Below are 23967 nucleotides of genomic sequence, written 5' to 3'. Positions count from 1 at the left end.
CTATGTGCACTATTCCCGATAAAGTACCCTTAAAGGGGTATGGAGGGAATGATTCTCGTTAAGAGAATCGTTCGTATAGTGCATCCCTTTCGACCGGAGTAAGGCCTTCGCCCGAAATGAGCGATTTCATGCGCTCGGGACTCATGCCCACGGGGACGGTCGCTCCGGCGGCGTGCGTAATTTTTTCCTCGATAATCGTGCCGTCTAGGTCGGATGCTCCCGCATGTAGCGCCTTCATCGCGGTCTCGATGCCCATCTGAATCCAATACGCCTTGATATGCGGGAAATTGTCCAAAAAGAGGCGTGCGACGGCGACTGTGCGCAGAATGTCCTCTTCGCTCGTGATGTTCGGGACAATCTTGTGCAGCGCGTTGTGTTCCGGGTGGTACACGAGCGGGATGAATGCGAAGAATCCGGGGGCTTCGTCCTGCAGGTCGCGCAGCATGCGCATGTGGGCGATGCGGTCTTCGGGCTTTTCGATGTGCCCGAACAGCATGGTCGCATTTGTCGGAATGCCTATCTTGTGTGCGGCGCGGTGCACGTCGAGCCATTCCTCGCCGGTTTCCTTGCCGGGGCAAATCTGGTCGCGTACGCTCTGCACCAGAATTTCGGCGCCTCCGCCGGGGAGGGCGTCCAGGCCCGCTTCCTTGAGCGTGGTCATGATCTGCAGGGGCGTCTGGCCCGAGATTTTCGCGAAGTGGCAAATCTCTACCGCGGTAAAAGCCTTCAGGTTCACTTTCGGGAATTCTACGCGCAGCTTGCGCAACATTTCGATGTAGTAATCGAAGGGATGGTCGGGGTGGAGACCGCCTACGATGTGCAGTTCCCGTGCGCCTCCGGCAATCGCCTCTGCGGCCTTGTTCCGGATGGTGTCGTAATCCCAGTCGTATGCGGTGGGGCTATCCTTCTTGATTTTCGAGAAGGCGCAGAACTTGCAGTGCAGAACGCACACGTTGGTGTAGTTGATTTGGCGGTTATTCACCCAGTACACGGATTTCCCGTGCAGGCGTTCCTTCTCGGCGTTTGCACGTGCGCAGAGTTCGTCGAGCGGTGCGTTTAAAAACAGGTCTAAAGCTTCGGATTCGCTAAGTCGCGGCATTTTATACAAACTCTTCGCACCACTTGGGTACGATTTCGGTCGCCTTGCCTTGCACGAACACGTCGGTGTCCGGATCGTGTGCCGGAATTTCGAGGTTAAGGCAGGTCACCTTCGCGCCGAAGCGCTTGGCAAAATTCTTGAAGCCTGCGGCGGGGTAGACCACGCTGCTTGTGCCGATGTACACGAACTCATCGCAGTCGCGCAGGGCGTTCTGGATCATGTCCATGTAGAGCGGAACTTCCTCGAAGAACACGATATCGGGGCGAGTACCAGCACCGCAGAATGGACACTTGGTCTCGAGCGTCTCTTCGCCCTTGAACACGAATTCATGGTCGGGGTGGTTCATGCAGCGGAGCTTCATCAGGTCGCCGTGCATGTGCAAGATGCGCTTACTGCCCGCGCGTTCATGAAGGTCGTCAACGTTCTGGGTCACCAGCAGAAAATGGTCGCCTAGGCGCTTCTCGAGTTCGGCGAGTGCAATGTGGGCTGCGTTCGGCTTGTGTTCGGGGAGTCCCTTGCGCAAGAAGTTGTAAAAGTCCATCACGCGCTTCGGGTCGCGCCTGAGCGCGCCGGGCGTACATACGTCCTCGATATTCTCGTGTTCCCACATCCCGTCGTTTCCGCGGAAGGTGCGGAGTCCGGATTCTGCGCTAATTCCTGCGCCCGTCAATACAACCAGGTTCTTTTTCATAGGTTTCCAATATAGCAAATTCTAAAAAAACGGGGTCGCTTTATGCAAGCGAGATAAAGAATAGTGTTTCGGCGACGATTCCCGACTTGAAATCGGGGAGGTAGAGGCTTTCGTTTTCGCCGTGGGCCGCGCATTCGGGATCCTCGAGGCCGGTAAGCAAAATGGGAATGTCACCGAAGGTCTTGCGGAAGAGTTCTGCGCCCGGGATGCTAGCCCCGCAGCCGATGAACTTGGTTTCGTTCTTGTAGGCTTGCGCCATCGCCTCGCTCATCTTCTTGAAGAAGGGGTGCCGTGTGTCGGTGACGAACGGGTTGGCCCCGTCCTCGATATCGGCGGTAAATTCAAGCCCGTTCGTGACCTGCGCCTTCAAGTAGTCCACGAGCATTTGTGAACAGCGGTCCGCGTTCATACCGGGCGCAAGCCTGATTCCGATGCGGGCGTAGGCGCAGTCCTGGAGCACGTTTCCCGCGCTCGATCGGTTGCCCGACTCCATCGCGGTCACCACGATGGATGGCCTGCGCCAGAGCGATTCGAGAATTTCCCCTTCGGGGACGGTGAGACTTACTTTGTCCAAAACGCCACTCTCGCTGCGGAACGTCTTTTCGCTGTAGCCAAGACTGCGGTAAGACGCGAGTTCTTCTGCGGTTGGCGGAACGAGGCCGTCCTCGAAATGCGGGATGGCGATGTTCCCGCGTTCGTCGGTCAGCGACGCTATCATGCGGCAGAGTGCCTGAGCGGGGTCGGGAATCGGGCCCGACCAGCTGCCGGAATGGAGCGGCGTCTTGGTGCTGCGGAGGGTGATGTTCACCGCGCTCATCCCGCGGAGTGTCGTCGTGATGGATGGGGTCCCCTTCGCGAAGTTCCCGAGGTCGGCCACTATCACTGCGTCGCACTTGAGGAGTTCCGCGTGCTCGCGCAATATTTCTGCGAAGCCCGCGCTTCCGGATTCTTCTTCGCCCTCGATGATAAACTTGAGGTTTGGTCCCTTGTCGCCGAGCATTTCGCGTACCTGCTTGAATGCCGCAAGGTGCGTGATTATGCCCGCCTTGTCGTCGGCGGTGCCGCGCCCGTAGATGCGGTCGCCGCGGATTTCGGGCTCAAACGGGGCGCTGTTCCACAAAGCCTCGCGCATGGTGGGTTGCACATCGTGATGCGCGTAGAGTAAAATCGTGGGCTTGTCGGGGCTCGTGAGGCTTTCGGCATATACGGTCGCCCTCCCGCTCGGCGGCAGCAGGAACTGCACGTTCTTAAGACCGGCCTCCACGAACATTTTCTTGACGGCTTCCGCGCTCTGTTGCACGAATTTCTGGTCAAAATTGTCGAAACTGATAGACGGAATGCGCACAAGCCGCTTGAGGGCATCGATATAGCTGGGGAAACTCTCTTGGATTCTATTTTCTACGTTCGTAAGCACTTTTTAACCTCTTTTTTTTGTAATTTAAATAATATGGCGAACGATTGCATCAACCACGAATACTATTTGCGTTTTAGCGACAAGGTTCTTGCGCTTATTCGTAAGATTTTCCACAATTCCCCGGAGTTCAGGCACGACTCGTTCAAGTATGCCGCTCGTTTTGCTCCGTTTATCCCATTCATGGGCGGACGCCCGGATTTGAGCAAGCCTCTTAAGCGTGTCATCACTTTTTCGGACCACAGCAATTCGCTCTATCTCGGTTGCCCCATCATTTTGGCGGCCGGCGCGAACAAGACGGCTCTCCGTATCAAGGATTACGCAAATGTCGGCTTTGGTGGCATTACCGTGGGAACGGCGACTCGCCATTTCCGCGAAGGGAATACGCATCGTCCGCGCATCGGTTTCTTGGAAGAGGACCGTGCCATCCACAATAGTATGGGCCTCAATAACGAAGGTGTGGAGGTCATTGCGAAGCGTGTGGATGCGCAACTCGTGAAGGCGCACAAGGCGGGCCTCTGTGTGGGTATCTCGGTCGCGGAGACTCCGGGACTTACGGACCCCGAAGAAAAGCTGAAGGATATCCTCGAAAGTTTCTCGATTGCCTACCGTGCAGGTGACTATATCGAAATCAACGTGAGCTGCCCCAATACAGGCGAGTCACGCGTGGACCTCGACATGAGTTTTTCGGAACGTATCTTTACCGAAATAATGAATTTCAGGAACGGTCTCGGACTGCGCAAGGCGGTGTATGCGAAACTCAGCCCCGACCTTTCGGAACGGCACCTGATTTCCATTATGGAAATGCTTGTACGTACGGGCGTGAATGGGGTTGTCATCGGGAATACGTACCCGACCGCGAAACTGAGCGAACTGCCCGTGAACGTAAAACTTGAGGATCTCAAGCCTCTCCGTGCCGATGGCGACTGCGGTGGCATGTCTGGTCGTCCGCTGTTCGACAACATGGTGTGGAACGTGAAGTATATTCGCGAACATTATCCGCAGATGAGCGTTATTGCGTGCGGCGGCATTGACCACGGGTACAAGATTTACGACCTCATCAAGCTCGGTGTCGATGCGGTGCAGTGCTATTCCGTGGTGGCTTTCCGCTGGATGGCTGCCCACGCCATGCGAAACGAACTCATGGATGCGATGCTGAACGACGGCTACAAGTCGCTCGGCGAATATGACGACCGCAATCCGAAGAAATAAGTTTATTTGTGTTTTTGACAATGAACGTTGTCTTCAAGTCTTTTCTGATCCTGCTTTTGGCCGTAGCGTTTGGGTGGAGCCGTGATTTTATGGGCCTCCCGGTCGAGGACGAGGTTTCTGACAGCGACATGTCCATGCCGGGCTTTGTTGTTGGCGGGGGCCTCTCGCTGGCGTATTACCTTCGCGGGTTCGACGGAACTGTCGATGTCGATGCCGAATACCGGATCCATCGCCTTCATTCGCTTGGCCTCCATGGCGGAATTTCCATTGCGGGAGAATTCGTTGAGACCGGACTTGACTGGCGATGGTATTTCAAGGGAGCGCTGATTCAAACGGGACATGACGATTTTTTGCATTTTTCTGCGTCGGTATTCTGCATGGAACATTTTGATGAGTGGTTCTTTTCGCCAGCGGTTGAATTCGGTTACGGACGCGACATCCTGTTTTTCAAGAAGACCGAATTGCTAGGAAGAATCGAGGTCCAGGCAAGCTACCTTCTGGGCGAACCAGTCACCAAGATGAACGATCGACTCCTCGTGGACGAGAGCGGTCGCCTTATAGTGAACATCCGCTTTTCGCTGCTGTTTTTTTAAGGAAATGAAATGATGAATAATTTGAAGCGCACGTTGTTGTTTTCACTACTGTTTGCTGTTGCGCCTTCGTTTGCGGGACCGTGGCTCGGCCTCATCTTCAAGAAGGTCGAATTTGAAAACCACCTCGCGCTCGATGTGAAAGGCGTACATCCTGGTTCTGGCTGCGTGGCCGCAGGCATTGTCGCAGGCGACAAGGTCATCGGTTTTGCGGGCAAGCCGCTTACCGACATGTCGCAGATAACCTCCGTCATTTCGTCTTCGAAGGCGGGAGCAGTTGTCGCTGTCGAAATACTTCGCGATGGCAAGAAGAAAAATCTCAAGGTGAAGCTCACCGACCGTCCCGATGACATCAGCAGCCTCACGGGTTCTGCCATCGGGAGCAAGATGGCGGAATTCGGCAAGAACTTCTACCAGAACGGCGAAAAGCGCAAGGTAAAACCCAAGGCGACGCTTCTCGATTTTTGGGCGACCTGGTGCGGACCATGCCGCCAGACCCTCCCGATTCTCGAAAATCTTTACAACAAGCTCGGCAACCAGGGGCTTGAGGTCATTGGAATTGCCGACGAACCCCTTTCGACGCTCAACGCGTTCTATGAACGTCAGCATCGTTCTCCTTATCCGCTATATCGCGATGCGACTAAGGACTTTTGGCGCCGCTACGGAATCCGCGCCGTACCGACGCTCATGCTGCTCGACGGCGAAGGCTACATCAAGGGTGTCTGGAGCGGAGTGCCGAACGCGAAGGCGCTCGAACAGGTTGTCCGCGAAACAATGGAAGGAAAATAGGACTACTTCTTCAGGGATTCGAAAATCCTGTTGTATTCGTCCTTGGAAATCCTCTTGTATCCGGTTGTGACACCACCGAATTCGTAGAAGGCAGAATCGCCCTTGACCCTCATCAGGTATTCCATGTCGTAGGAATTCTTGCCGCGAATGGCTCCGTCCTTATAGGAGGCGTCGAGGTCGCCGTTGATGTTGCGGATGATGTAGTTGTTGCCTTCGTTCGGGATGACTTCGAAAATCATGTTGGCTTCGCCAAGCCAGCATCCGACGAACTGACCTTCATCCTTTTGGCATCCGCTAAAGGAGAGGGCGAGGAGGGAGAAAAGTGCGATGGAAATAATCTTTTTCATGTCTCTCAAAATAGTTATTTTTAAAGAGAACGATGAAATATGTGACCTTCGCAGCTCCTTTTTTGGCAATACTCCTACTTTTGGGAGTCTATCTGCTTATTAGGACAAATGATCGCCCTGTTCAGAAGTTCGAGCCCAAACCGGAAACGGAGGTTGTTTTTGATGCGGAAGAGTATCTACGGCAGTTGAAAATGTCGCATAAGCCCTTTTCGCAGGGAGGGGTCCATAGACTTTTGCTCAAGCGGACTCGACAAAAACAGGGGGTGTACCTCGAAAGCCTGGAGCCAGCGATGGATTCCGTGGGCCTTGAAATCGTGAACGCATTTCATGAGGTGATGGGTTTCGAATATGTGCCCGTCATAACAAGCGGAAACGATTATCCTTACCATGTCCGCAATTCCAAGCATTACGAAAACAAGGCCCTTGATTTTCGTCTCAAGGACCTGCTTTACGAAGAGCGGAAGTCGGTTGTCGAAATCGCGCAGAAAAAGCTAGACGGCCGTGCCCGTGTCCTCTGGGAGAGGGGGGAGGCTGAACATTTGCATGTAGAACTGCTGGATTAGCTACTTACAGCAGCGGAACCCGACGCTCGGGTATTGGTTCTGCGGGTAGAAGCTGAACTTGCTGTCGGTGCACTTGCTTTCGTTGTTCGTGTTCCATGCGCCGCCCGCCACGAGGAACATGTTCGGATGGTCCTTGCTTGTGGTGGAAGTCCATTCCCAGAGGTTCCCGTTCATATCGTACATGCCGTACCAGCTGCGGCACTGTTCCTTGCGTCCGCTGCGCTTCACGGCCTTGGTGTTTGTATTGCACTTGTTCTGACGGTAGCTGTCGCCGTAGGAGTAGCGTCCTTTGTCCTTGCCGCGGCACGCCGCCTGCCATTCGTCGATGCTGCAGAGGTGCTTGCCGGCTTGCTTGCAGAGCTCTACCGCCTGTTCCTGGTTCACCATGTCACGCGGGACGGCATCAGGTTCGTTCGGGTATTCGTAGGCGTCTACGCAGACCGTCTTCCCGCCGACGGGGACGGGGTAGGCGTTCTTGCCGCACACGTTGTCCGATGCCATGTCGTATTTGGCCTCTTCCCACTTGCTGCGGTTGCCGACGGAATCCTCGGCGAGGTAGAAAACGCTTCCGGTCTTGTTGTATTCAACGGCCTTGCCTGCCTCGACCGGATTCATAGTGTCTCCAATCGAAAGGAATGTCTTGCACTTGATTTCGTCGCATTTTACCTTCAGCTTGATGGGGTCGTAGTAGCGGCCGGCAGGCGGCGTGATTTCGGCGGACGGGGGTGTCTTGTCCGAGGAACGGATGCTGTCCTGCACGCGCTTCTTTTCAAGTGAGTCGAGCCGGGCCTTTTCGGCCTTGGCTATGCTGTCGTTGCGCGCCTGTTCCACTTTCTGAAGCGAATCGTTCACGGCGCGGATGCTGTCGCGCACGTGCTTCACGCTGTCGCGCACATGGCGAAGGCTATCCTTGTTGATTTCCGGTTTCAGGTTCGCGAGCGAATCGGCCACGCGGATGGAATCGGCGACGCGTGCGCTATCTGCTGCTCGGAGGCTGTCGGCAATGCGGGCTTCTTCTGCGCTGGCTAGGCTGTCCATCTTGGCCTTTTCCATGCGACGCAGACTGTCGAGAATGTAGTTCTGCCTGGCTTCGAGCTCGGTTTGCTGTTGCTTCTGCAGGGCTTCCTGCTTGATCCTGTCGAGCTGACACTGCACAATAAAGAGGCAAAGCAGCAAAAGGAACATGATGACAAGAACGACAATGTTCTTCTTCTTGCGCTTCTTGGCCTTGGCATCGAGGGTTTCGTCTTTTTCTAGATCTTGCTGTTCGTTCGGCGTATTCTCTGTCATGGCGGTTCTTAAACTTGTTTGAGGTGGCTATTCTTCGATTTCCACTTTTTCGGGCACGGCAATTTCTTCGTGGAAGAGTTCGGCCCAGTGGCGCTTGATTTCGGCTTCAAGTTCCTTGATGGAAAGCTTGCGGCGCAGGCTGTTGCGGTAGGCAATAGAAATGCCGCCGGTCTCTTCGGAAACGACAATCACCATGGCGTCGCATTCTGCGGCGAGCGCCTTGGCTGCACGGTGGCGCATGCCGTAGCCCGCATCGCCTTCTACGTTTCCGGTTGGCATCGGCAAAATGCATCCTGCCGCGACGATGCTATGGCTGTTCAGGAGCACGGCACCGTCATGGAGGGCCGAATTCGGAAAGAACAGTGCTCGAAGCAGTCGCGAACTGATTCGTGCGTTCAAAATTTCTCCGGTCTCCTCGTAGTTGCGAAGGCCCACGCGCTTTTCGAGCACGATGAGCGCGCCCACATGGTTCTTCGCGAGGTCCTGCACGGCGTTGGTGATGGATTCCGTTACGTCGTCGAGGCCGCTGGAATGGAAGAAAAGCTGGCGTAAGTCGGCTCGGCTGATGGTCTGGCCGATTCGCGTAAGGGCACTTCGAATTTCTGGCTGGAAGAGGATGACGAGGGCGATAATGCCAATGCTCGTAAGGTTGCTGAGCATCCAGGAGATGCTTCGCAGTTCCCACCACTGGGCGATGAGCCATGCGCCAATGAGCAGGAGGCCGCCTACAATCATCTGTACGGCACGAGTGCCGCGGAACAGCAGGAACACGTAGTAAAGGATGATGGAAACGAGCAGAATGTCCAGGATGTCGGCCATTCTCACGTCGATGACGTCAAAAAGTTTAAACAGTACCATGGGTCTTCAGCGCCTCCAGGTAAAGTATAGATTCTTTTGTCTCCCGCACGTCGTGAACGCGGAGTGCGGATGCACCCCCGAGGACTGCGATAATGCCTGCAGTGATGGTGGGGATGAGCCTGTCGCTCTTTTCGAGGCCCGCAATCTTCCCGATATAGGACTTTCGGGATGTGCCCACAAGGATGGGGTAGCTTTCCGCGAGGAATTCCTCGGTAGATTTCATCAGGTCGATATTGTCCTGTGCAGTTTTCCCGAATCCGATGCCGGGGTCGATGCAAATTCTGGACTTCTCGACGCCCGCCTTGATGAGGGCTTCCGCGCGAGACAAGAGCTCCTCGCGCACCTCTGCGACCACGTTCGCATAGGGCTTGAAATCCTGCTGCATGGTGCCGAAGTTTCCGCGCATGTGGTTGAGGACCACGCTTGCGCCGGTGCTTGCGACGACGCCCGCCATTTCGGGGTCCATCGCGCAGGCGCTGATGTCGTTGATGATGTGCGCTCCGAGTTTCATGCATTCGCGCGCGACACGCGACTTTACGGTATCGACCGAGATGTAGAACTCGCGGGAACCCGGATTGTCGAGGTCTCCCGAAATGTTTGCAAGCTGTGCGAGCGCTTCCACGACGGGGCACACGCGGTCCATTTCTTCCTGCTCGCTTACGGGTGCGCTTCCGGGCCTGCTGCTTTCGCCGCCGATATCGAGAATGTCTGCGCCCTGCTGCAGGAGCGATACCGCATGCTCGTAGGCTGCCTCGGGCGAGTTGTGCTTGCCGCCGTCAAAGAAACTGTCTGGAGTCACGTTCACGATTCCCATCACGAGAGGCGTAGAACAGGGGATGACCTTGTTTCCGACTTTCCAGGGGAGGGCGCGACTTTGTTCCAGGACAGGCTTCAGCATCTACGAGTTTTCCTGTTCGTGCGGTTCGACTGTAGTTGAATGAGCTTCGCCGTCGCTTGCCGGAGTCGTACCGCCAGCGGGGGCGGGCTTGATTTCTGCAACGGGTGCATCGGCGACCGGGGCTACCGGCGGCTGCTTTCCCGGGTCGGGCGGGGGCGTCTCTTCGCGCTTCTTCTTTTCGGCCATCTCTTCGAGAGCCTGGTACTGGCGGCTCTTCTTGGTGCCGGTGAGCTTTTCGCCCGCCATGACCTTGTCGATTTCTTCGCGGTCGAGCACTTCAAACTCAAACAGTGCTTCGGCGAGGTCGATAAGCTTGTCCTTGTTTTCTTCAAGGAGCTTGCGTGCCGCCTGGTCCATACGCTTGATGAGGTTGTTGATGGCGTTGTCGATTTTCTCGGCCATCATCTCGGACATTTCCTTCGGCTTGCTTATTTCGCGACCTAGGAACACTTCGCCGTCGGCGCGGCTGTAGCATACCGGCCCGATTTCGTCGTCGAAGCCCCATTCAGTGACCATCTTGCGGGCAAGTTCTGTTGCGCGCTGGATGTCGTTAGATGCTCCCGTGCTCTGGTGGTTGAAGAATATGAGTTCTGCAAGGCGGCCTGACATCATGATCATGATGCGCTCTTCTGCGTATTCGCGGCTGTAGCTCACCTGGTCGCGTTCCGGGAGGCTCATCGTGACGCCGAGAGCGCGGCCGCGCGGGATAATCGTAATCTTGTGGAGCGGGTCGCTGTGCTTGCACAGGAGCGTCATGAGGGCGTGGCCCGCTTCGTGGTAGGCGGTGTGGCGCTTCTCTTCGTCGGTCATCAGGAGCGTGCGGCGCTCGGCACCCATGCTGAGCTTGTCGCGGGCTTCTTCGAAGTCGAGCATCGTCACCTTCTTGTTGTTGAACCGCGCGGCGAGCAGGGCGGCCTCGTTCACGAGGTTCTCGAGGTCTGCACCGGCAAGTCCCGGCGTTCCCTTCGCGATGGCCGATACATCCACGTCCTTGTCGAGAGGTACCTTGCGCTTCTTCAGGTGTACCTTCAGGATTTCTTCGCGGCCCTTGAGGTCGGGCAGTCCCACCACGATCTGGCGGTCGAAGCGTCCCGGACGGAGCAGCGCCTTGTCGAGCACGTCGGGGCGGTTGGTGGCTGCAATCAGGATGACGCCTTCGTTTGCTGCGAAACCATCCATCTCCACGAGAAGCTGGTTCAGAGTCTGTTCTCGTTCGTCGTGCCCGCCACCGAGGCCTGCGCCACGCTGGCGACCCACTGCGTCGATTTCGTCGATGAACAGAATGCACGGGGCGTTTTTCTTGCCGGTTTCAAAGAGGTCGCGCACGCGGCTAGCACCTACGCCCACGAACATTTCCACGAAGTCCGAACCCGACATGCTGAAGAACGGCACTCCCGCTTCGCCCGCGACTGCGCGTGCGAGGAGAGTCTTGCCGGTACCCGGAGGCCCGACGAGCAGAGCCCCCTTCGGGATTCGTCCGCCGAGTTCGTCGTATTTTTTCGGGTCCTTCAAGAACTCCACGAGTTCCTGCAAGTCCTGCTTTGCCTCGTCGCAACCCGCCACGTCGTTGAACGTGGTCTTCTTCTTCGGGTCGTTACCGATAATCTTTGCCTGGCTCTTGCCAAAGCTGAACGGGTTCTTGCCGCCACCGCCCATCTGGCGGCTCGTCATTATCCAGAAGAACGCGATGAGGATAATGACCGGGAGGAACGCCATGATGGTGTCGAGCCACGTGGTCGATTCGTGGATGACCTTCACCTTCACGCCCTTGAACATTTCCCAGGCGGTAATCTGATCGTTGGAAATTTCGAGCATGTGGCTCGTGAAGTGCTTGGTGTCACCCGCATTGTCGGAACGCGTAAAGCGCGCGATGGGACTCCTGTTCTTGTTCGCTTCGGCAATCTCTTCGGGAGTGAGCTTGTAGGCACCCTCGATGATGATGCCGTCGGGAGTCTTCTGCAGCGAAAGTTCGGTAATGACCTTGGTGGAATCTCCCATCATGGCCAAGAATTCAGTGCGTGTCAGGTTCTGTTCCTTGTCCTGCCCGGTAAGCGGGAACATCACGAACAGCATGACAAGTATAATAAGAACAATGATAAAGTTCCGATTCTTGAACGGGGAGGCGGGCTTCTTGGTTTGGCTCATTATAATCCTTTTTCTTTCATCTCGCAAGATACAAATTTCTGGGCTTCCTCGGGGGTGCGAAATTCGCAAATCTTGATGGTATGACCGATTTTAACGATAGAACGCCTGCGGTAGGCCGCCCGGTGCGGAATTTTGACGTGAGCGGGCTCTTTCGGGCCGTAGAAGAACCCGATGGGGAAGCGGAAACCTTGTTCGGCGAGCCACAGGCGGAACATTTCCGAGAGGTCCGCGTCCGCGTGTTCCCGCAGAATTTTACTGAGCTTTTTCCTGTCCAGGGTAATGCACTGAACAATCCCGGCTTCCTTACTTGTCATCCCCGCGTAGGCGGGCGGACAGCACTTAACAACTTGTTGTTTAGTGCGCATGGCCACCAAGGTGGGGATCTCCTTTACAAGAGGCTCCTTGCAAAGAGCGACGGTGAAAAGAGTATAGCATTTCTTCATCACCTTCTTGTACGCCCGGTCTGCAAGCTCCGCAATCCGGCAGAGTTGTGCTGTCGCGCCGGGGCATTCCCGTTCCAGCAGGGGCAATAGTTCATGCCGCACCTTGTTGCGGGCGAATTTCACGTCGGCATTGCTCTCGTCTTCGCACCAGGTGAGATTGTTCTCGCGGGTGTAGGCGAGCAGTTCCTCGCGCGTCACGTTAAGGAAAGGACGGTAGATGAGGTGTGTAGTGTGAAATGTGCCGTGTCCAATAGAGTCTAACGCCCGCAGCGATTGGATTCCCCGCAATCCGGCGAGTGTCGTGCCGCGGCGGAGGCGCATGTACATCGTTTCCGCCTGGTCGCCCGCATGGTGCGCCGTGACGATGATGCCTTTATTGTCATTTCCGCGCAGGCGGGAATCTCCAATTTCATTTACAATCTCGACCAGCGCCTTATACCTTGCGTCCCGTGCGTTTTCTTCGAGCGAACTTTCGGCACTTTTTAACGCTTCGCCATCCAACTTTTTCAAGAAAAACGGAACGTTATACTTGCGCGCGAACGTCTCGACAAAAGCGGCGTCGCGGTCAGCTGTTCCTTCGCGCAGCCCGTGATGCACATGTGCAATTCCGAGCCATTCAATGCCGAGTACTTCGCGGTTAACAATGAAATAATGCGCCAGGCAAATGGAATCCAACCCGCCCGAAACTGCAAGCAGCAGGCGTTTGAAACCATGATGGCGAATATTTTGTGTTAGATCAAAACTCAATCAAATAGGCTCTCTAGGCAGGCGTCGAATTCTTCTTGGTTGCCTTTTGCGTAAGTTGAAACATATCCGTCGTAATCGTCAATTTGAAGATAGGGAAGATATTCTTCGGAACAGTATTTAGACGACTTGATCGGTGTGGCTTCCGATATTAAAACGCATTCTTTTTTATCTGTAGATATGACTATTTTTGTATAAATTGTTTCGTTGTTATTTATAATTTTGTTTGTTAATTCATCGATGGATATTGCTCCCTTGTCTTTAAAATTTATGAGTGTCTTGACACCTGAGGGATTTACGGTAATTCCGTTATCTGCATATTTTAAAGCCCTTTCTGCGTCGCTCATTTCGTCGTAAGGCCCGAGTTCTGTGTGCGAGATCTTTTCGATAATTTCAAATATTTCGTAGTCATAATTGAAAGGATATGTTTGGACTATATAAATGGTGTCCTTTGTTATAAGATAGGAATAGCTTTGTTTACAATTGGTATAATCGCCGTTTAGGCTGTAATAGCAAAGATGTTCCCACTCGCTTTCGAGTGCTGTATTCTTTCCGTAATAGGTCTCCTTTGCGCTGGGCTCTTCATAAGTGCCCGCAAGGACCTTGTCTAAAACTACATGGTTAAGTGTGAGCGTGTCGTTGGCAATCGTATAGAAGTACGCGTTGTCCGATGTATCGGGCTTTAAGGTGAATACACCATTTTTATATATGCATCTTGGCTGCATCGTGTAAAAATAGGGCTTGCCGTCTAGTTCGCCGAAAGTAGGAATCAGCTTTATGATGATCTTGTTGTCGCCGATATCAGAAATGCTTTGATTATTTGAAGATGACGAAGGCGGCTCATTTTCGGTACTAGAGGAACTGGCTTCTTGAACGCTAGACGATGATACAGCCTTGTCGCTAGAAGAATTTGCTTCTTGAACGCTTGAAGAAGAATTTTGTTCTTCTTTTTTTTCTGAAGACGAACTGACGATTTTCTCGTCCGAAGACGATTCGATAGCAACTTCTTCTGAAGAAGACGAAAGTTCTTGGTCATTTGCCGATGAAGAATTGTCGTCACCGCAGGCGACCATCAGTAGGGCGGAAAACAGAACGCAATATGCTTTTTTCATATCAATCCTTTGCATGTCCTAAAAAATAATTTATATTTCCCCCTCAAGGAGGCCCCTATGGCTAAAAACAGAGCGAAAGCGGCGGGCAAGGTTGCTGATGCCGCAACGGAAAGCGCAAGAATGCGAACGCTACGCATAGACGGCTCCCAGAACGGAGCCACGTTACGGACAAGAATCGTCCGCGACAAGACCAAGTACAACAGAAACATTAAACATAAAAAGTCCCTCGCCGATGCGGGGGATTTCCCTTTTATACAGGCAGTCGCAGGTTATTTGCCCGCTGCAATCTTGCCGTAAAATTCCTTGACGTCTTCCCAGCGGTAATACGGGACGGCGGGGCAGTTCTTTACTGTTGCTGTATCGCATGTCACGGGCAGCTTTTGCTCGATTTCGTTAAGCATCACCTTCACAAGAATCGGGGCACCCTTCTTGCTGGACTTGTAGAATACGAGCTGTATGTTGGCGGCCATCGGACTGATTTCATAGTCGCGCCAGACCTTGTGCAGGTTTTCCATGTCGGCTGTTTCGATGCCGGTGTTCTGCGTGCCGTTCTCCAATTGCAGCAGTACGGCGAACGGGAAAATCACCGTATCGTGGCCGAAGCGGAGCGTCGCGGTGGTCTTTTTCGCGGGCTTCTTACCTGCGGTTTTGTCTGTTTTGGCTGTGTCGGCAGCAATCACCTTGTCGGCTTCATCCAGAACGTTTTTCAGGAGCGGGCGCGCATTTTCAAGACCTTGCTTTTTTGCGAAGGGATTGTTGCCCAGCACGCTGTACCACCAGGCGTTCTGCGCATGCCAACGGGCGGCGAGGTCTTCTTCGGTCCACAGGTCGTCAAAGTTGAATTCGATTTCGGGGCTCCCTTGCAGGCTGTTGCCGATTTCATAAATCTTGCTGAAAAGGTCGCCTGCGTCTACATTCTTCTGGATGTAGTTGGAATCATTGAAAATCGTTCGCATCATGCGAGTCGGATTCACGTGGCTGTAGAGTTTTTCGTTTTCTTTTTGCCAGGTGGGGGTGTTCGATTCACCGATGATTTTCCCGAAGTCGAGCGGGCTGATGAAACTCATCAGGTACTTGCCCGATTCCTGGTGAATTTCGACCTTGGGCTTTAGCGCATGCAGTTCTTCGAGGAATGCTGCCATGCTCACGACGCAGCGTACGCTGGTGCTGGCGTAGGCTTCTACATAGGCGTTATTCTTGAAAACTTCAGGGAAGTTCTTGACCATGCGCTTTGCGATTCCCTGATGCTGGGCCACGCCGAGCTGGGTCAAGTCGCCTGCACGCGGGGCGGCGTATTCGTCCAGGAACTTGGCGCGTTCAAGCAAACTCTTGCCGAGGTCCGTGAGCTTGCCTAAGGAATCCGCCTTGGCGAGCGTATTGTACAGCGCATGATAGTGGTCGGCCGGCTGGTGGAATCGGCTGCCGTGCCTGCCGTAGTGGCTCAGGTAAAATGGCTTGTAGCCTGCGGGTGCCTTGGTGTATTTAGCAGTCGGAGTGGGGTAGGCGTAGTAATTGCTACCCATCTGGTGACGGTCCTGGGCAAAGCAGACGATTGCGACAACAAACAAAAATGCGAATGTTTTTTTCATAATGCGACCTTTTGCCTAAAAATAATAAAGTCGCAAAGCATGGAGATAAATGAAATCTTTTTTAAAAAAGGATTAGCATGTTCATCCCCGCCGCGGAGTTGGCTATGTTGAACGTTGGTGCGAGGGCGAGCTTTGTGCCGTTATGTTGTTCGTCGCGCCTGCGTTTGTAGATTTCGTGCGCTTTTTTGTATGATTCCAACTGATTGTAGAGTCCGTCCTTGTTGAAAAGCGCGTATAGGTTGTAACTGAGGCCCACAACTCCGATGGCTGTTAAACCTATAGAAACGATCAGAAGTTCCGTTCTTAGCGCCTCTTTGAGCGATTCCTGGCCATCGGAATCGAAACCGTCTTTGGCGTACATGGCGGTAAGGACCCCGCCGCCGCCAATTAGCATTCCGCCAAGAATGGCGAGATTTGTTTTGTGGTTGATATCCTTCTTCTCTTGCTCGATCAGGTTACGGTAGTGCTCGTTGAAATCTGTTCGGGTTTCTAGGGCCAATCTTTCCGCTTCCAGGGAATCGGATGTGAAAAAGGATGGTGGAACTTCGACGCTTGCGCCTGCCTGGGCGTAGCAAAATGCTGCCGTGGCCAATAAAATGAATAAGGCTCTAAACATAATTCTCCTCGTCTGCAATATATATAAAAGGAGGATGTCGTAGTCCATGAAGGTCAAAATCTGCTGATAAGGTGCAAAAAATGACGTTTTGATGGATTTTGACGGGCTGGTTGTTCGTAAAAATGAGAGAATAACAACGAAATGTTGCCTTTTTTTTTCGTTGACACGTCTTTGTAAATTTCTTTTTATATTTTTTAAAAAGATATGTTAACAAAGGATGACCTATGAAAAACAATAAATTCGTTGCAGCTATCTGCCGTTTCTTTGGCAAGATTAACCAAAAATGGTTGAACCTGAAGCCCAAGAGCACGGACCGCCTGACCCAGATCGAGGAAAAGTACGATTTCCCGGCAACCCATATTGTGGGGCATGTCGGCACGGCGGTTGCCATAATCGTCTGCATTGTGGGCGTAATTATGGTTATTTGGGGCCTGACTCCGGTTATCAAGCGTAGCGTGTCTGCGCCCAAGATGGTTGAACAGCAGGAAGTGACAGCACAGCAGGTTCAGGAATGTGCTCAGAATATGAAACCTGCAAGGACCTCGGGTGCCAGAAAGCCGGCTGCTCGCCGTGTTGTTTCTCGCGAAGGCGATGAAGAGTCCGAGGCCCTGCCGCCGGATGTCTCTCTTGCAAAGCTCCAGGAGGCCATGCCTTCCGTGAAGCTCACCCGTCCCGGCAAGAAGCTGATATGCGAACATAGCGAAGGTCACTACGAATACGGTGATTTCGGTGATTGGATTTATCCTTCCCGCTGCTATGTCAGTGGCCAGATCGACACCAAGGCTGGTGCCGAGATTCATGCCAAGCTGCAGAGAATTTATCCGTTTGACAGTGTGAGCCAGCAGGTGACTGCGGACAATTTGGCAGACCGCCTGATGCGCTACCAGGTCGCGGTCCGCCCCGCTATCTTGAAAACCTCCTTGAATTGGCTCGAAGGCGTGGCTGAAGTCGAGGAACTCTGGACCCTTTGGGAAACTATCGATGGTGTTATTGGAAATGCTGCGGATGCATCCATTACCATGGATGTGGATAAGCTCTTCGACCAGTTCGCCGATTTCATGCTCAAGAATGCCGAAACGGGTCGCCCGATATTTGACAAGTTGCTCAGGCTCGTGAAACTTGCTCCGGGGCAGGACCGTCTCAAGACGTTCAGGACGGCCCGCTCTGCATACAAGGATTTCTTGAACCTCTACTATGTGAGCGACGAAACCTATGCAAAGTTTGGCGCAGAACTGATCGCGGGTGATGCTGGCTATGAACAGTTTGCCATGATCTTCAAGGTCGGCATGCCTGAATACAAGGAATTCAAGAAGGAATTCAAGGCCAATCCTGCCTACAAGGTCAATGGCTATGCAAGGGACGAATGGCACAAGGCTACGGATAAGTTCCTTTCCATGACTCAGCTGCATGTAGGTTCGGACTTCTACTACAACATGACTTGTTTCTACGAAGCGTTCCTTGCAGAAACGAACGAGCGTGTGGCCGAAAACTACAGGCTTCTCCGCGACTACAATGCGGAGAGGGAAGAGGCTCTGCGTGAAGCCAACGAACGTGCCGAATCGCAGAAAGAACTTGTCCCGAAGGGCAAGGAATATGTCAAAGATGGATTCCTCGCGATTCTCATCATTATCATCGCCCTGGCCCTCTTCTCGCTCCAGCGTTCGTTGAAGCGTTTGGAAAAGGCGCTTGTTAAGGATTCTCAGGACAACGAAAAGCAAGGGGAATAAAAATGCGCTTTCGACATTTTGCCGTTGTGCTTGTCGCGGCCTTCGCCTCGCACGCTTTTGCTCAAGATTGTGCGGCTCAACGCGGTGAATGGCTCAAGCAGCACCATAAGTGCTTGAAATTGTTTAAGGAGGCGGTTGCGGAAGACAAGCAGCCCAAGAGTGGCTTGTTTGAACCCCAGCTGGACGCCTTCATCAGCTGTTTCGATGAGGAAAAGAATCGCTTTCCTCAGTTCATTGCAAAGGACGGTGAATGCAAGGACTTTGTGCCCGCGAAGCTCGAGAAGAACTTCGAGGAGTTTACGAAGGCCTGCTTCAATCGTTCTAACATGGACAAGTGCGGCGAAATGTTGAAAGACAAAAAAATCGACAACATCAGGAATGCCGAAGGAGCGACACTCCTGATGATGGCCGCGAAGGAATGTGACCTCAAGGCATTTAACTATTTGCTCTCGCAAGGTGCCGACGTCAAGAGGTGGGATCATCGCGGACGCGGCATTATGCACTATGCTTTGCAACATGAGTATTTGGATGCTGAAGAAGGCAGCGACGAGGCGGAACTGAACTCCGACCTTGCCCAAAATCAGGATGAAATCATCCGGCAGCTAATCGAGAAGGGTGCTTTGGTCAATGATATTGCGTTGGACGGTGCCATGCCTCTTGGATATGCATTTGGAGTTACGAATAGGCAGAATGTCGTGAAAACCTTGCTTGCGGCGGGAGCCAAGCCTGCGCTTGCCTTTTTTAAGCCACGAGGCAAGTCTCAGATATCTGTATTGTCGGATGTCATTATCTCTCAAGGATCCACGGACAAACTGAAGGACATCCTTGAGACGGGGGTCAATCCTAATGATGTGGCCTATGCGGCAGTCCCCCTTTGGGGCTTGGTGTGGTCCAATAAAGAGATCCCGGTTGGTGATACGATGGCCGTAATGCTTTTGCAGGCAGGCTTGGATCCGAACGGGTACATTAATATGGATAAGACTCAGTCCGTGTTTGCAGACGTCATTAGGGCAGAATCTCCGATTTTTGTGATTCAGGCTTTCCTCAAGGCCAAGGTGGATTTGAACAACTTAATTTGGGACGGCGAACATTTTGACCCGATGCGGGTTGCTATTGAAAAAGGGAACGTGGGCATTGTCCAGGCCCTTTTGCAAGCGGGGTATGATCCCAAGACTAATGTGGCGACGCTTAAGAATGGCGGGAAAATCAATGCTCTTGAATTCGCTATTGTTTATAAGAACAAGGAAATAGTTGATTTGCTTCTCAAGAAAAAGCCGGACGTGAACAGAAAAATTCAGAGAGAAGATGGCTCGTTTACAAATCCGCTGTGTATAGCTGCGTATCAGCAGGGAAATGCCGCTGTCGTGAAGTCCCTTATAGCGGCAAAGGCGAACGTCAACCAGAATTGCGGCAGTGATGACTCAACCCCGTTGACCGCTGCTGTGGACAATTCCGACGAAGATATGGTTCGTGTCCTTGTTAATGCGAAAGCAAACGTGAATGTTGTTCGTGAGGGTGGGTTTACGCTTCTTGAGTTTGCTCAATACAAGGAAAACTCGAATATCATCAATATGTTGAAGAAGGCCGGTGCCCGTGCTCCCTTCCGTGGGGATTTTGTTGGCTTCTGTGCAGACTCGAACCTGACCGAAAAGATGGTTCTCGATGCTATCAGGGACGGTGCTGATGTGAACGAGGTCAAGGGTGACGACGGTTGGACCCCGCTTCATGCGGTGGCGTTGTTTGGTAGGGACCTCAAGGCCATGCAGGTGCTCATCAAGAAGGGCGCTTTTGTGAATGCGCAAACCAAGAGCGGAATGACTCCCTTCCTGATGGCCGCCAAGTTTAATTCAAATCCGGCCTTCGCTAAAATGCTCATGGCAGCAGGGGCCGATATCGATGCCCGCGACTCCGAAAATAACGGTTGGGATGCCTTGCAGGACGCCGTGGCGAACAATGGCCCCGAAGTTGTCTCGCTGTTGCTGGGCGCAGGGATGGCGCAGGGCTACAATGAAGCGGAAAAGAATCTTCTCGTCAGGATTGCGGTCAGGAACAACGACAATCACCGTGTGCTGATTACGTTGCTCAAGAACGGATTCCACGCTGAACCGACGAATTCTTGGTGGGAGAAGCCCTTAAATGTAGCCTTGGAATTCGCAAAGCCCATCGATATCATCAAGGTGCTAATTAGCGGCGGTGCCATTGTCGATGATTCGGCGATGAGAAAGGCAAGGGATCTCCCGATGGGAACAAAGGAACAGCAAAAATACCGCAACCAGGTTATCGATGTCCTGACCAAGGCTAAAAAGAAAAAACGTTAAAAAAGTAAATCGGTATGAAAAGAATTCCCTTGGTTACGGTGATTGTTCTTGTGGCGGCTTTGAGCGGAATTGCTGAGTCGCTAACCGATTCCCGTGACGGTCGCAGGTATAAGGTCGTTGAAATCGACGGGACGAGCTGGATGGCCGAGAACCTGAACTTCAAGACGAAGAACAGCTTCTGCTACGATGACGACGAGTCCAATTGCAAACTGTACGGTCGCCTCTACACGTTCGATGCGGCTCAGAACGCCTGCCCGGACGGATGGAGGATCGCTTCGGAAAGCGACTGGAATTCCCTGAGCGATGCGGACTACCAGAAGACGCTTCAGGTGCAGCCGGCCGGATTCCGTAACAGTAAGGGAAAATACGAACTCGAAGGCCTCCGCGCCGATTTCTGGACGGATGGCTCGGCGAGCAAGGACAAGGGAAACTATGCCTACTTTAGCTTCAAGGCGCAAAAGAGCGACAAGAACAATTACAGCAAGAAGGGCGCCATGTCTGTTCGCTGTGTTCAGGGCGAGGAATGCGACTGGGAACAGATGGAAGGTCGCGAGTTCTACGAGCCTATAATCGAGAAGAGCGATTTTTCCGTGTGGCAGTATGCTTTGCATCATATATGCGGACATAGCCCTTCGAATGATGATTTCCTGATTATACACAAGAAGAGCTTTAAGCTCAAGTGTAACTGCACTAAGGAAGACGACCCTTATCTTGACGATGGTGGTGGATATCCCAAGTTCTGTGGTGCGTCCGGTGAAAAGTGCAATGTCTGCAGTGTCAAGTCCCTGGGCGAAATCAAGAAGTGCCTGCCGTCCCTGAATCCCAAGTTCAAGAAGAACGGTTATTTGACCGAATAGAGGGTTGGTTATGAGGAGAATCGTTGCTTTCCTTCTTTTGTCGGTGGTTGCAGTTTTTGCTGCATCGGGACATTCTGATTACCGGTATGGAAATCGGTCGTCCGAAATCGATCCGGGTAATCGCCCGGCGACTCTCGGACTTGGCAAAAGATTGCAGGAAAGCGACGTCAATACAGAAAACCTGTTGAAACTCCTGGAAGGTGAAACTCAGGGCCGGATTGATGAGGATGGCGACCTCTTTATTACAAATGGAACCTACAAGGGCTATATCTTTGTATATCCCAACCAGAAACTTGTAAAGCTTTCTGCAACGTGGGGTGGAACCCAGGATGTGGATGAATCCTTGGCTATCGAGACGGCAAACCAGTTCAATATTGATAAAATTTTGACGCAGGCCTCATTTCTCAGACGTGACAATGGGGATGGCGTCATGCGGTTGACATACCAATTTATCTATGATGGCGGAGTGAATCCCGTCTTCCTGAACAAGACGTTGGAATGGTTTTGGACTTTGTGTTCTGACTATTCGGATGTAATTAATGAAAAGGGATTGTTTAATTCTTCCTTGTCAGGTCACAACAAGACGGGTGACGGCTTCAATGAGGGCTATGCAGAAGGTGGGGCTGGTGGTATTGGTGACGGCCTAGCAGGTCTCTTCGGTGGCGGTAGTGCAACCAAGGCCAAGGGAAATATCAAGACTCCGTCTGGAGATGATGTCAAGATGGGTGCCGGTGGTGGATCTCGTTCCGCTGCTGACATCATGAAGGTCGTACGTCAGCGTACTCCGGGCCTGCGCCACATCTATAACAAGTTCCTGAAGATAAAACCGGGATTCCAGGGTAAGGTTACCCTGAAGTTCACGATTGCTCCGGGTGGTGAAATTATCAGTATTTCCATTGCGTCCTCTACGACCGGGTATGGCGAATTTGACGGCGAAATTAAGAACGCCGTGAGTCGCTGGACTTTCAGCAAGGTCAAGTCTGGTAACACGACTGTGACGATTCCGTTCACCTTCAGTGAAGATTAAGTCGCTGTTTGCATTTAAACATTTAAGCCAGCCGCAATCGGGCTGGCTTTTGTATAATCGTTGCCGGTTGTTGCCTAGACCAGGCTGATGCTTTCGTCGAGGCCGAGCGCGATATTCATGTTCTGGATGGCGGCGCCGCTGGCGCCCTTGCCCAGGTTGTCGATAATCGTCGTCACCTGCATCACGTTCTCGTTGCCGAACACCTGGATGCGGGCGTTGTTCGTGTCGTTACAAACGGTGGCGTCAAGGCGGCCGTTGAACAGCACGGGGGCTGCTTCATAGGGCATCACCTTCACAAAGCGGGAACCTTCGTAATGCTTGGCGAGGATTTCGGTGAGGCCTTCGGGGCCGACCTTCCTGGTGAGCTCGTTTGCAAAGATGGCGACGGTGACCGCCATGCCCTTGTAGTAGGGGCCGAGCACCGGGTTGAAGAACGGCGTGTTTTCGAGTTCGCAGTACTTCTTCATTTCGGGGAGGTGCTTGTGGGCGAGCGCAAGCGCGTACGGGGCGGGCGCCATGATGGCCTTCGATTCGCCGGCTGCGTGCGACAGGGCTGCGGCTTCTTCGTATTCGGCGATGAGCTTCTTGCCACCGCCGGAATAACCGGTGATGCTGTAGGCGGCGAGGTTCGCGCTCTTCGGGAGGATTCCTGCGGCAACCAGCGGGTGTACGCCCAGGATAAAGCCCGAGGCGTGGCAGCCGGGGTTCGCGATGCGCTTGGCCTTCGCGATGGCTTCGCGCTGTGCGGGGCTCAGTTCCGGCATCCCGTAGGTCCACGCGGGGTTCACGCGGTGCGCGGTCGAAGCGTCAATCACGCGGGTGTTCGTATTTTCGCAGAGGGCGGCACTTTCGACAGCTGCTGCATCGGGCAAGCACAGGAACGTCACGTCGGACTCGTTGATGAGTCGCTTGCGTTCGTTAATGTCTTTGCGGAGTTCGGGAGAAATGCGCAACACTTCGATGTCGGTGCGCTTTGCGAGTCTCTCATAAATCTGCAGGCCAGTGGTCCCTGCTTCACCATCTACGAAAACTTTGAACATCTTTCTATCGGATTGAGGTTGAAGGTTGATTACTTGCCTGCGCCGCAGCACTTCTTGTACTTCTTGCCGGAACCGCACGGGCACGGGTCGTTGCGGCCGACAACCGGACCTTCGTGACGGACGGTTTCCTGCTTCACTGCACGGCCGTCGTAGAAGAACCATGCGCCGCCCACCTTGTGGAATTCGCCGAGTTCGTGGTGGTTGCGGGTGATGTTTCCCTGCTTGAAGCGTGCGACGAATTCGACCCAGCCGATGTTCTTCTCTTCTTCGGTCTTGGTCTGCTTGATCTCGATGCCGAGCCATTCGGAGTCGCGGCTCCAGGCTTCTACGCTCGGTTCGTCGAAGTCACTGCGCTGGCTAGCTTCGAGGGAGTCCTTGAGCCAGGCGATTTCGTGCTTGGCGTAGGCTGTATAGCGTGAGCGCATCAGCGCTTCGGGACTCTGGGCGAGGGCAGTTCCCTTGATGATGGGTTCACAGCATTCGCAGTATTCTTTTCCAGATCCGCAGGGGCATAAATCTTGAGCCATAGTTTAATCCTTGTGTTTTTGTTTGGCGGCCATGCCGCATTAAAAATTTTGAGGAAAAATTAGAAAAAAATAGG

At 53.2% G+C, this 23967-nt stretch carries 23 protein-coding genes; 9 read left to right on the top strand and 14 right to left on the bottom strand.

What is annotated here, in order from left to right:
• Positions 1-58 precede the first annotated feature (58 nt).
• From mqnE to B4B27_RS03945, 3 genes are read right to left on the bottom strand one after another with little or no spacing between them, the layout of a single operon-like run.
• Complete coding sequence (mqnE, locus tag B4B27_RS03955; protein WP_290723888.1) at positions 59-1099, bottom strand: aminofutalosine synthase MqnE; 1041 nt, start codon at positions 1097-1099, stop codon at positions 59-61.
• 1 nt (position 1100) lies between these two features.
• A complete protein-coding gene (locus tag B4B27_RS03950) occupies positions 1101-1790 on the bottom strand; it encodes an NAD-dependent deacylase (RefSeq protein WP_290723886.1) in 690 nt (229 codons plus the stop codon).
• A 40-nt stretch (positions 1791-1830) separates the two neighbouring features.
• Positions 1831-3204, bottom strand: a complete 1374-nt coding sequence (locus tag B4B27_RS03945; RefSeq protein ID WP_290723883.1) for a M20/M25/M40 family metallo-hydrolase — start codon at positions 3202-3204, stop codon at positions 1831-1833.
• Between the two features lie 33 nt (positions 3205-3237).
• On the opposite strand from B4B27_RS03945, the gene B4B27_RS03940 reads away from it, so the two are divergent.
• The 3 genes from B4B27_RS03940 to B4B27_RS03930 are packed head-to-tail and all read left to right on the top strand — an operon-like array spanning position 3238 to position 5792.
• Positions 3238-4413, top strand: coding sequence for a dihydroorotate oxidase (locus B4B27_RS03940; protein WP_290723880.1), 1176 nt, complete (start codon positions 3238-3240; stop codon positions 4411-4413).
• Between the two features lie 14 nt (positions 4414-4427).
• Positions 4428-5006, top strand: coding sequence for a hypothetical protein (locus tag B4B27_RS03935; protein ID WP_173365351.1), 579 nt, complete (start codon positions 4428-4430; stop codon positions 5004-5006).
• Between the two features lie 9 nt (positions 5007-5015).
• Entirely contained in the window at positions 5016-5792 is a 777-nt protein-coding gene (locus B4B27_RS03930; protein WP_290723875.1) for a redoxin domain-containing protein, read from the top strand.
• 2 nt (positions 5793-5794) lie between these two features.
• Here the strand turns inward: B4B27_RS03930 and B4B27_RS03925 are convergent, their stop codons facing one another.
• Positions 5795-6139, bottom strand: a complete 345-nt coding sequence (locus tag B4B27_RS03925) for a hypothetical protein (protein ID WP_173382612.1) — start codon at positions 6137-6139, stop codon at positions 5795-5797.
• Between the two features lie 290 nt (positions 6140-6429).
• Between B4B27_RS03925 and B4B27_RS03920 the strand changes: the two genes are divergently transcribed.
• Positions 6430-6702 (top strand): hypothetical protein, encoded by a 273-nt coding sequence (locus tag B4B27_RS03920; RefSeq protein ID WP_290723870.1) that lies wholly within the window; start codon positions 6430-6432, stop codon positions 6700-6702.
• Here B4B27_RS03920 and B4B27_RS03915 read toward each other — a convergent pair whose 3' ends face one another.
• Genes B4B27_RS03915 through B4B27_RS03890 form a run of 6 tightly spaced genes read right to left on the bottom strand, consistent with a single transcriptional unit; the run spans position 6703 to position 14207 of the window.
• A complete protein-coding gene (locus B4B27_RS03915) occupies positions 6703-7992 on the bottom strand; it encodes a formylglycine-generating enzyme family protein (RefSeq protein WP_290723868.1) in 1290 nt (429 codons plus the stop codon).
• A gap of 27 nt (positions 7993-8019) precedes the next feature.
• Complete coding sequence (gene cdaA, locus B4B27_RS03910; protein ID WP_173365355.1) at positions 8020-8850, bottom strand: diadenylate cyclase CdaA; 831 nt, start codon at positions 8848-8850, stop codon at positions 8020-8022.
• On the bottom strand, positions 8837-9748 hold the full coding sequence (gene folP, locus B4B27_RS03905) for a dihydropteroate synthase (RefSeq protein WP_290723863.1): 912 nt from the start codon (positions 9746-9748) through the stop codon (positions 8837-8839). The genes cdaA and folP overlap by 14 nt, the downstream gene beginning before the upstream one ends.
• The gene (ftsH, locus tag B4B27_RS03900; protein ID WP_290723860.1) at positions 9749-11893 is read right to left on the bottom strand and encodes an ATP-dependent zinc metalloprotease FtsH; all 2145 of its coding nucleotides are present in this window, start codon (positions 11891-11893) and stop codon (positions 9749-9751) included.
• Positions 11893-13083 carry a tRNA lysidine(34) synthetase TilS gene (tilS, locus tag B4B27_RS03895; RefSeq protein ID WP_290723857.1) on the bottom strand — a complete coding sequence of 397 codons (1191 nt, stop codon included), beginning with the start codon at positions 13081-13083 and terminating at the stop codon, positions 11893-11895. Before tilS ends, ftsH begins: the two co-directional genes overlap by 1 nt.
• A complete protein-coding gene (locus tag B4B27_RS03890; protein WP_290723854.1) occupies positions 13080-14207 on the bottom strand; it encodes a hypothetical protein in 1128 nt (375 codons plus the stop codon). Before B4B27_RS03890 ends, tilS begins: the two co-directional genes overlap by 4 nt.
• Positions 14208-14249: 42 nt before the next feature.
• On the opposite strand from B4B27_RS03890, the gene B4B27_RS03885 reads away from it, so the two are divergent.
• On the top strand, positions 14250-14489 hold the full coding sequence (locus B4B27_RS03885) for a hypothetical protein (protein WP_290723851.1): 240 nt from the start codon (positions 14250-14252) through the stop codon (positions 14487-14489).
• On the opposite strand, the gene B4B27_RS03880 is transcribed toward B4B27_RS03885, so the two are convergent.
• Together B4B27_RS03880 and B4B27_RS03875 are read right to left on the bottom strand one after the other, a co-directional pair.
• Complete coding sequence (locus tag B4B27_RS03880; RefSeq protein WP_290723848.1) at positions 14462-15781, bottom strand: histidine-type phosphatase; 1320 nt, start codon at positions 15779-15781, stop codon at positions 14462-14464. The genes B4B27_RS03885 and B4B27_RS03880 overlap by 28 nt on opposite strands.
• Positions 15782-15842: 61 nt before the next feature.
• Positions 15843-16445 (bottom strand): hypothetical protein, encoded by a 603-nt coding sequence (locus B4B27_RS03875; RefSeq protein WP_290723845.1) that lies wholly within the window; start codon positions 16443-16445, stop codon positions 15843-15845.
• A 176-nt stretch (positions 16446-16621) separates the two neighbouring features.
• Between B4B27_RS03875 and B4B27_RS03870 the strand changes: the two genes are divergently transcribed.
• The 4 genes from B4B27_RS03870 to B4B27_RS03855 are packed head-to-tail and all read left to right on the top strand — an operon-like array spanning position 16622 to position 22326.
• Positions 16622-18124 carry a hypothetical protein gene (locus B4B27_RS03870; RefSeq protein WP_290723842.1) on the top strand — a complete coding sequence of 501 codons (1503 nt, stop codon included), beginning with the start codon at positions 16622-16624 and terminating at the stop codon, positions 18122-18124.
• A 2-nt stretch (positions 18125-18126) separates the two neighbouring features.
• Positions 18127-20442, top strand: coding sequence for an ankyrin repeat domain-containing protein (locus B4B27_RS03865; RefSeq protein WP_290723839.1), 2316 nt, complete (start codon positions 18127-18129; stop codon positions 20440-20442).
• Between the two features lie 14 nt (positions 20443-20456).
• Complete coding sequence (locus tag B4B27_RS03860) at positions 20457-21299, top strand: FISUMP domain-containing protein (protein ID WP_290723836.1); 843 nt, start codon at positions 20457-20459, stop codon at positions 21297-21299.
• Positions 21300-21309: 10 nt separating this feature from the next.
• On the top strand, positions 21310-22326 hold the full coding sequence (locus tag B4B27_RS03855) for a TonB family protein (RefSeq protein WP_290723833.1): 1017 nt from the start codon (positions 21310-21312) through the stop codon (positions 22324-22326).
• A 74-nt stretch (positions 22327-22400) separates the two neighbouring features.
• On the opposite strand, the gene argC is transcribed toward B4B27_RS03855, so the two are convergent.
• Together argC and B4B27_RS03845 are read right to left on the bottom strand one after the other, a co-directional pair.
• Entirely contained in the window at positions 22401-23366 is a 966-nt protein-coding gene (argC, locus tag B4B27_RS03850) for an N-acetyl-gamma-glutamyl-phosphate reductase (RefSeq protein WP_290723830.1), read from the bottom strand.
• A 29-nt stretch (positions 23367-23395) separates the two neighbouring features.
• Entirely contained in the window at positions 23396-23893 is a 498-nt protein-coding gene (locus B4B27_RS03845; protein WP_173365366.1) for a YchJ family protein, read from the bottom strand.
• Positions 23894-23967 lie beyond the last annotated feature (74 nt).

This window comes from Fibrobacter sp. UBA2449, assembly GCF_002342555.1.
GTDB lineage: Bacteria > Fibrobacterota > Fibrobacteria > Fibrobacterales > Fibrobacteraceae > Fibrobacter.
The sequence above is the reverse complement of the archived record's forward strand: the minus strand, read 5'-3'. Positions and strand labels throughout refer to the sequence as shown.